Below are 8,856 nucleotides of genomic sequence, written 5' to 3'. Positions count from 1 at the left end.
ACGGTAGCGAGTGTAACTATCCATACAGCTACACCTACAAGCGCTACAACGCCACGTATCGACCCAAGTACTGGTAATGTCATTATTCCAACAGGCACGCCAAGCGGCACTTATACTATGACTTACTACTTGTGCGAGCGAGCTAATAGCAGCAATTGTAGCACACCTACAACAGTAACAGTAACCGTAGTAGGGGTAAGCACTCCAACCGTAACGCCAACGATAATAACAGTAGGCGAAGAATATACCGTAACGGGTACTATTACCACCCCAACAACAGTAGGCAATATTCTTACTAATGATGGTATCGGCGGACAAACACCAACGGTAGCGAGTGTAACTATCCATACAGCTACACCTACAAGCGCTACAACGCCACGTATCGACCCAAGTACTGGTAATGTCATTATTCCAACAGGTACGCCAAGCGGTACTTATACTATGACTTACTACTTGTGCGAGCGAGCTAACAGCAGCAATTGTAGCACACCTACAACAGTAACGGTAACTGTAGTAGGGGTAAACACCCCAACGGCACCTATTAATATAGTAGCTAATCCTGATGGTACAGTAACTATCCGCACCACAATAGGAGGCATGGTAACAAGCGTACTAACTAACGATACCCTCGAAGGATTGCCAGTTACTATAGGAACAGTATCTCTTACTTGGACGACTGCTACCCCTACAGGCTTCACCCTCAATAATGATGGTACTATATCGGTAGCGTCTAACACAGCAGTAGGATTCTATACAGTTTCGTATACTATCTGTGCTACTCGTGGTAGCGATCGAGCTTGTGCTACTTCATTTGTCGAAGTGAGAGTCGTGAGCGATGTAGTAACGCCTACTATCGAGGCAAATGGCGACACCTTTACTTATACGGGTACACAGTTAGTAGGCAATATTCTTACTAATGACAAATTAAATGGAGTGCCAAACCCATCGGTAAATAGTGTAACTATCAGTACCTCAACTCCTACAACGGGCAATGTACCATTTATTAATCCATCAACAGGCGAAGTAATGGTACCACCATATACGCCTTCAGGCACTTACACTATCAACTATAATGTATGTGTAAAAGGAGTTAGCATATGCAGTACAGCCTCAGTAGTAGTGATAGTGCCTCCGACGCCAACACCAACGCCAACAGTTGTGCCAGTAGCAGTTAATGATAGTGCGGCAACACCTCGCAATACGCCGGTAACTATTGATGTACTATCGAATGACACCCCTAACGGAGCTACAACTCCTAATGTGGTAACAGTACCGCAAAATGGTACAGCAGTAGTAAATCCTGATGGTACTATAGAGTATACACCACACACAGGCTTTAAGGGGGTTGATACCTTTGTTTACGAGCTTTGCAACGCCGATGGTTGTGCAACGGCTACAGTGAGCATCGAGGTAACTCATAAGCTAATAGTGTACAATGGTATATCAGTAGGCGGCGATAAGAACAATCACTTCCATATAGCAGGTATAGAGGCTTACCCTAACAATACGGTGCGTATTTACAACCGTTGGGGAGTAAAAGTATGGGAGGCACAAAGCTATGATAATGTTCGCAACGTATTCAAAGGCATCTCTAACGGACGAGTAACGATAGAGGCAGCCGACAAGTTGCCACAGGGTACTTACTATTACGTTATTGAATACGTAGATGAGAACAATCAACAGCAATCTATGGTAGGTTGGTTATACTTGAAGAGGTAAAATTAATTAGCCAATTAGCTAATTTGATAATAAAAAAGCTCAGGATTTATGTCCTGAGCTTTTTTATTACCTATACAAGATATAGGAAGAGCGAACGATGAGCGAACGATGAGCGAAGGATAAATAATTTCCTAATTTGCTAATTGGCAAATTATTCTTACCTTTGCCGTATGAATGATACTGATATAACCCCTATACTCGAAAATACCCCGTCTTTGCAACGGAACTCACGTCCGCAGCCTACTATCGAGCGCGGCAAAATACCCCCTCAAGACCTTAATCTCGAAGAAGTTATCTTGGGGGCTATGCTCATTGATAAGAAAGGAGTTGATGATGTTATAGATATTCTAAACCCTGAGGTTTTTTACAAAAAACAACACCAGCTTATCTATCAGGCTATCTTTGAGCTTTTCAACCAATCAGAAGCTATCGACCTACTGACCGTAGCCGAGCAGTTGCGCCGTACGGGCAACCTCGAAGCGGCAGGAGGTGAGTTTTACCTTATCAACCTCACTCAACGAGTATCGTCGTCTGCCAATGTAGAGTTTCACGCCCGCATCGTTTTGCAGAAGTTTATCAAGCGAAAGCTGATAGAAATATCAGCCAAAATCATAGAAGACGCTTATGATGATACCCGCGATGTGTTCGACTCATTAGACAATGCGGAGCAGATGCTCTATGAGGTAACCCAAGGCAACCTAAAACGCTCAAGCGAAGCAGCAGGCGATTTGGTACTAAAGGCACTGAAAAAAATACAAGAACTTTCTAATAAAACCGATGGCTTTAGTGGGGTGCCCTCTGGCTTTACTAAGCTCGACCAACTGACCTCAGGCTGGCAAGCTAGCGACCTTATTATCATAGCCGCACGCCCTGGTATGGGTAAAACAGCCCTTACCCTTTCGATGGCGCGCAATATAGCCGTAGGGCAGAACATACCGGTAGCTTTCTTTTCGCTCGAGATGTCGGCAGTACAGCTTATCACCCGTCTGATTTCTTCTGAAACAGGACTTTCGTCAGAAAAGTTGCGTACCGGAAAACTCGAAGAACACGAGTGGTTTGTGCTGAATACTAAGGTAAAAGATCTCGAAAAAGCTCCTTTGTATATAGACGATACTCCCTCGATTTCTATATTCGACCTCCGCGCTAAAGCACGCCGCCTTTCTACCCAATTTGGCATCAAGCTTATAGTTATCGACTATCTACAGCTGATGACGGCAGGCGCTAGCAAAGGGGTAGGCAACCGTGAGCAGGAAATATCTACTATCTCGCGTAACCTGAAGGCATTAGCTAAAGAGTTAGACATACCTGTTATCGCCCTATCACAGCTTTCGCGTAATGTAGAGGCACGCCCAGGACATAAGCGTCCGCAGCTATCCGACTTGCGCGAGTCTGGAGCTATAGAGCAAGATGCCGACATCGTTTCGTTTATCTATCGACCTGAATACTACAAGATTAACGAATGGGATGACGAAGCCCAAACCCCTACAGCAGGGCAAGCTGAGTTTATAGTAGCTAAGCACCGCAATGGGGGGTTAGATAATATACGCTTGAAATTTGAAGGGCATTTGGGTAGGTTTGCTAATTTAGATGAATACGGATATACACCTTTTGCTACTCAAGAGTTAGGTTCGAAGATGAATGATAAGGTAGCCTTTGAGCCCCTACCTACAGGGCAACCCTCGCAGGCTTTTGGCACTCCTGAGCCTACCGATGATACCGGTGTTCCATTTTAAAAAAAATAACTAACAGATGAAGAAAAGACAGCCTATACAGTCAGCACCAGAGCCCGAAGTAATTTACTTAGCGGGAGGATGCTTTTGGGGTACCGAGCACTTTTTTAAGCAAGTGCGCGGAGTACTAAGCGTGCAATCGGGCTACGTAAACGGACATACTAATAAGCCTACTTACGAAGAGGTGGTAACGGGCGAGACGGGTTATGCTGAGGCTGTAAAGCTGACTTACGACCCTCAGCAGCTGAGTTTTAAGAAACTGCTTGCGCTATTTTTTCCTACTATTGACCCTACCTCGCTCAATCAGCAAGGCACTGATGTAGGTACTCATTACCGCACGGGCATTTATTACGTGAATGAGCAACAGCGCATTACCGCTGAGCACGCCCTGCGCAAGCTCGCTACCCATTATACACAGCCCATAGTGGTAGAGTGCGAACCTTTTAGGGTATTTCAGCCTGCTGAAGACTGGCATACCGATTATTTGGCTAAATTTCCTTCAGTAGATTGTCATATCGCCCCTGAGGTACTCGCTAATGCCAGAATGGCAAACCCGATTAAACTTGGTGGTAACCGATGCCCTCTTAAAAGGCTTTATCCAATTAAGAATTGAATCATACTCAAAATTCAAAAAAAAGATGATAAAATCGTATCTTTCAAAAATATTTGCCGCTATTGTTAGAAAAAGGATAGACCGATGGGCAAAAAATCCTATCGCTACACAGCAAAGGGTATTTGAGCAACTGATAGCACAAGCTAAAGACACGGCTTTTGGGAGCGACCATCATTTTGATGAGATTAAAAACTATGATGATTTTGCAGCCCGTGTGCCCATACGCGATTATGAGGCATTGCGCCCTTATATAGAGAGGGTAGTGGAGGGGGAACCCAATGTGCTATGGAAAGGAAAACCACTCTATTTTGCCAAAACTTCAGGCACTACCAGTGGGGCAAAGTATATACCTATTACCAAAGCCTCTATGCCTTTCCACATACAGGCAGCCCGCGATGCCATACTCTGCTATATACACGAAACTAAAAAAGCTGCTTTTGTAGAGGGGAAAATGATATTCCTGCAAGGGAGTCCGATATTGGGTGAAAAAAACGGTATTAAAACCGGTAGACTCTCAGGGATTGTAGCCCATTACGTGCCTGCCTACTTACAGCGCAACCGTATGCCCTCTTATAAAACAAATTGTATTGAGGATTGGGAGACAAAGGTAGAAGCTATAGTTACCGAGACTTTCTCGCAAAATATGACCCTTATTAGCGGTATTCCTTCGTGGGTGTTAATGTACTTCGAGCGACTCTATACACGCTCAGGGCTGAAAGTAGGAAAGCTCTTCCCTAACTTCAATCTTTTTATCTACGGAGGGGTGAACTACGAGCCTTATCGACAAAAGTTTGAGCACCTTATAGGGCGGAAGGTAGATAGTATAGAGCTCTACCCTGCCAGCGAAGGTTTTTTTGCTTACCAAGATAGTCAGACCGAAAAAGGAATGCTTTTATTGCTCAATGCGGGTATTTTCTACGAATTTGTAGAAGCTGATACTTTCTTTAGCGAGCAACCTAAGCGGGTGCCTCTACAAGAGGTACAGTTAGGGGTGAATTACGCCCTTATTATCTCTACCAATGCAGGTTTATGGGGCTATAATATAGGTGATACGGTACAGTTTACCTCTCTTGCTCCTTATCGTATAGTAGTAACAGGGCGTATTAAGCATTTTATTTCGGCTTTTGGCGAACACGTGATAGCCAAAGAGGTAGAAGAAGCTATGCAGCAAGCACTTGAAGCTACAGGGGCAGGGATTACTGAGTTTACCGTAGCTCCGCAAGTCAATCCTACTGAGGGGCAATTGCCTTACCACGAGTGGTTTGTAGAATTTGAACAAAAACCTGCTGATATACAACGTTTTGCGCAAGTGATAGACGAGGCATTACAAAAGCAAAATATGTATTATTACGACCTAATACAGGGTAAGGTGCTACAGCCGCTAAAAATTACTGAAGTACCTGCTGGAGGGTTTGCTAGCTATATGAAGTCGCTTGGCAAACTCGGTGGTCAGAACAAAATACAGCGATTGGCAAATGACCGTAGTGTAGTAGATAAATTAAAACTTTTTTAAGAAAAATTTGGCAGTTTCAAAATAATGTACTACTTTTGGCACGCTTTTATAAATAAACAAACCTTTGCGATATGAACTTTCCGTCTGATTTGAAATATACTAAAGACCACGCTTGGGTGCGCCGCGAGGGCAATACCGCTACAGTAGGTATTACCGACTTTGCGCAACGAGAGTTGAGTGACATCGTATATGTAGAAGTAGAAACGGTAGGCGAAACTCTGCCTCAGGATACTATTTTTGGTACGGTAGAAGCTATAAAAACGGTTTCAGACCTTTTTATGCCGGTGAGTGGCGAAGTGATAGCTTTTAACGAGCCACTAATTCGCAAGCCAGAGGTGGTGAATACCGACCCTTATGGCGAAGGTTGGATGATACAGATAGCAATGAGTGCCCCTGAAGAGTGGGACACCCTACTAACAGCAGAAGAATACAGACAACTCATCGATGCTTAAGTATAAATACTCTATAGCATGGGGGGTATGGGTGCTAATAATATTTATCCTCTGCCTTATATCGGGCAAAGAAATGCCTGATGCCCCGCGAATTCCTTACTTAGACAAGGTAGTACACTTTGGGTTTTACTTTGGGTATACCGTATTGTTTATAGTAAGTTTTGGTAAAGAAACACAAGCTATCAAAAGTGCTAAAAAACTCAATTTGTGGGCTTTTGTAAGTGCTTTTATCTTAGGAGGCACGATAGAATTGCTACAAGGGTGGTTAACCACCACACGGTCGGCAGACCCTATGGATATGGTGTTTAACACGTTTGGCATAATTGTTGCTTTACTTTTTATGACAAGATATAAAGAGCTTTTTAGATAATTGTTAAAATATAATTTAATAACCTTTTAAAAGAAAATCATTATGCAACCTAAAAAAAATCCGAAAGCCGACTTGGCAAAAAGTAGTGGATTGTTCTTTGCTATTGGTTTTGCTATCGTTTCAGGTCTCTCATTATGGGGCTTTGAAGCTAAAATGTATGACAAAGCTAAGCAAGACGATCGACAGTCAGAGGTAAATAAGGCACTTGATGAGGATCAAGAAAACTTCGTGGTAGAAGCTCCTGATACCCCACCGCCACCACCGCCACCACCAGCTCCTGCTGAAGTACAAGACGTGGAAGTGGTAGACAACAAGGCTAATATCCAAGAGCAAGCAATTGCCAGCAACGAAACTACTAAAGAAGAAAAAGTAGCTGAAGTAAAGGATATCAAACCTTCTGAACCAGTAGATGATATTCCTATTGATGTACCTTTTACTATCATTGAAGATAAACCGATGTTTGAAGCTTGCAAAAACGAGCCTAAAGACAGACAGTTTCAATGCTTCAAAGAAAACTTGGATAAACACGTGAGCAAAAACTTCGTCTATCCACCTGCAGCTTTAGAGATGGGTATACAAGGGAAAGTGAATGTGAGTTTCCGTATCAATGTTGATGGTACTATCACTGTATTGGGGGTTCGCGGTACTGATAAACTATTAGAAGCTGAAGCAAAACGTATCATCGAAAAATTGCCTAAGCTTATCCCAGGTAAACAACGTGGTAAACCTACCCCAGTAACATTTGCTTACCCTATCAACTTTAAACTACAATCTTAATTTGCTTTAAAAATATAATACAATAAGCGCGCTTAAAAAAGTGCGCTTATTGTCGTTTTGTAAAATTAGTAGATTAGCAAATTTGTATGGAATCATCTAATAAAATAGGGGCAGGTTGTGCTTTGCTGGTATCGTTTATCTCGGTATCGATTAGTTTGTTCAATATTTTTCACAAAGAAACGTATACTGCCGAGCTAACCGATAGCAGTAGAATGTTTGCTTATCAGCCCCCAAAAGAAACACTACAGACCCTAACATCGCTACAAGATAGTATACAAGACCCTGAAGTGCAAAAAGCTATACCCTACCTATTAGTGAGCGAAGCGCCTGCTTTCAGTGGCAAATGTGCGCAGGTGGCTGCCAAATACCAATGGAAGTGCTTCAAAGAGAGTATGGACGATTTTATGAGGGAACATCTTAAGATTTCAGGCGATATATGTGCAAAAGGGGTTATTCAGCTAACGCTTTGTATTGGTACTGATGGGGTGGTGAGAGCGTTAAAAATGCAGCTGCCTACTGAGTATTTAACCGCTGAGGTACAGCGAGTTATTGCACAACTGCCTGTGCTACAACCTGCGCGCAAAGACGGGAAAATAGTATCTGTGCTATACCGCTATAAATATGAAATAGGGAAATTGGAAAATTAGCCAATTTACAAATTTGCTAATTTGCTAATTAGTTTGTATCTTTGCCCTCTGAAAATCAAATAACGAATTGTTATGGAATATTTAGATTTTGAACAACCTATAAAAGAGTTAGAAGAACAAATGCAAAAGTGTATGCTCATTGGTGATGAAAGTGAAGTGGATATGAGCGATGCTTGCAAGAAAATAGAAAAAAAACTAAACCAAGTAAAGAAAGATATCTATGGTAATCTGACAGCGTGGCAGCGCGTGCAAATATCGCGTCACCTCGACCGTCCTTATACCCTTGACTACATCAAAGCCTTAGCAGGAGATACTTTCCTTGAGCTACACGGCGACCGTACCGTAAAAGACGATAAGGCGATGATAGGTGGTTTTGGTAAGATTGATGACCAGAGCTTTTTGTTTATAGGGCAACAAAAAGGGGTGAACACTAAGACGCGTCAGTATCGCAATTTTGGTATGGCAAACCCTGAAGGCTACCGCAAGGCTCTCCGCCTGATGAAGCAAGCTGAGAAGTTTAATATTCCGATAGTTTGTTTTGTAGATACTCCAGGTGCTTTCCCAGGTATAGAGGCTGAAGAGCGCGGACAAGGAGAAGCTATTGCTCGTAACCTTTTAGAGATGTCGCGATTAAAAGTGCCTACTATTGTATTTATTATAGGCGAAGGAGCTTCAGGAGGAGCTTTGGGTATAGGTATAGGCGATAGGGTATATATGCTAGAAAATACTTGGTATTCAGTGATTTCGCCAGAATCTTGTTCATCTATTTTATGGCGTAGCTGGGAGTATAAAAAAGAAGCTGCTGAAGCTTTGAAACTTACTGCTCCTGATATGAAAAAGCTAAAACTCATTGATGAAATCATCAAAGAACCTATAGGAGGGGCACATCACGATCGCGAAGCAATGTTTGTAACAGTGCGCAAAGTGATTTTAGCAGCTTATAAAGAACTTAAAAAACTCCCCGCTGATAGGTTAGTAGAGAAGCGTATGGATAAATACCTCAGTATGGGTGTTTATAAGGAGTAGTATTAAACA

The 8,856-nt window shown here is 42.6% G+C and carries 9 protein-coding genes; all 9 read left to right on the top strand.

The window, feature by feature from the left end; all coding sequences use genetic code 11:
- On the top strand, positions 1-1,719 hold a 1,719-nt coding region (locus C8P65_RS10675; RefSeq protein WP_170069106.1), incomplete at its 5' end, for a T9SS type B sorting domain-containing protein.
- A gap of 170 nt (positions 1,720-1,889) precedes the next feature.
- The gene (dnaB, locus tag C8P65_RS10670) at positions 1,890-3,452 is read left to right on the top strand and encodes a replicative DNA helicase (protein ID WP_107782789.1); all 1,563 of its coding nucleotides are present in this window, start codon (positions 1,890-1,892) and stop codon (positions 3,450-3,452) included.
- Positions 3,453-3,468: 16 nt separating this feature from the next.
- On the top strand, positions 3,469-4,062 hold the full coding sequence (msrA, locus tag C8P65_RS10665; protein WP_107782788.1) for a peptide-methionine (S)-S-oxide reductase MsrA: 594 nt from the start codon (positions 3,469-3,471) through the stop codon (positions 4,060-4,062).
- Positions 4,063-4,087: 25 nt separating this feature from the next.
- A complete protein-coding gene (locus C8P65_RS10660; protein ID WP_107782787.1) occupies positions 4,088-5,575 on the top strand; it encodes a GH3 auxin-responsive promoter family protein in 1,488 nt (495 codons plus the stop codon).
- Positions 5,576-5,646: 71 nt separating this feature from the next.
- Positions 5,647-6,027, top strand: coding sequence for a glycine cleavage system protein GcvH (gcvH, locus tag C8P65_RS10655; protein ID WP_107782786.1), 381 nt, complete (start codon positions 5,647-5,649; stop codon positions 6,025-6,027).
- Positions 6,020-6,397, top strand: a complete 378-nt coding sequence (locus tag C8P65_RS10650; protein ID WP_107782785.1) for a VanZ family protein — start codon at positions 6,020-6,022, stop codon at positions 6,395-6,397. The genes gcvH and C8P65_RS10650 overlap by 8 nt, the downstream gene beginning before the upstream one ends.
- Positions 6,398-6,439: 42 nt before the next feature.
- On the top strand, positions 6,440-7,174 hold the full coding sequence (locus C8P65_RS10645; protein ID WP_095914451.1) for an energy transducer TonB: 735 nt from the start codon (positions 6,440-6,442) through the stop codon (positions 7,172-7,174).
- Positions 7,175-7,260: 86 nt separating this feature from the next.
- A complete protein-coding gene (locus C8P65_RS10640; RefSeq protein ID WP_107782784.1) occupies positions 7,261-7,821 on the top strand; it encodes an adaptor complexes medium subunit family protein in 561 nt (186 codons plus the stop codon).
- Between the two features lie 72 nt (positions 7,822-7,893).
- Positions 7,894-8,847 carry an acetyl-CoA carboxylase carboxyltransferase subunit alpha gene (locus C8P65_RS10635; RefSeq protein WP_107782783.1) on the top strand — a complete coding sequence of 318 codons (954 nt, stop codon included), beginning with the start codon at positions 7,894-7,896 and terminating at the stop codon, positions 8,845-8,847.
- Positions 8,848-8,856: the final 9 nt, after the last annotated feature.

Source organism: Capnocytophaga leadbetteri, assembly GCF_003054025.1.
GTDB lineage: Bacteria > Bacteroidota > Bacteroidia > Flavobacteriales > Flavobacteriaceae > Capnocytophaga > Capnocytophaga leadbetteri.
The sequence above is the reverse complement of the archived record's forward strand: the minus strand, read 5'-3'. Positions and strand labels throughout refer to the sequence as shown.